Below are 274 nucleotides of genomic sequence, written 5' to 3'. Positions count from 1 at the left end.
TCCCTACCCTATCAAAACGATGTTCTTCTAAAAATGATTTTAGTTCTGCAATATCTTCTTCCGTTTCTCCCGGGAAGCCGGCTATTAATGTAGTTCGCAAACAAATACCGGGAACTCTTTCCCTTATTTGATGAATCAGTTCCGTCATTTCAGCGCGCGTAATATTGCGCCGCATAGCTTTAAGCATATGATCACTGGCATGCTGTAAAGGCATATCCAAGTAATTACAAATATTCGGACGCTCGCGCATTACATCTAATATTTCCAACGGAAA

General features: G+C 40.9%; 1 protein-coding gene. It reads right to left on the bottom strand.

Features of this window, described 5'->3' with window-relative positions:
* Positions 1–250: radical SAM protein (locus CWB62_RS18555; protein ID WP_212747506.1), on the bottom strand; the 250-nt coding region annotated here is incomplete at its 3' end.
* Positions 251–274: the final 24 nt, after the last annotated feature.

It is taken from the genome of Pseudoalteromonas sp. S408, from assembly GCF_005886645.1.
GTDB lineage: Bacteria > Pseudomonadota > Gammaproteobacteria > Enterobacterales > Alteromonadaceae > Pseudoalteromonas.
This window is presented reverse-complemented; position numbering and strand designations above follow the sequence as displayed.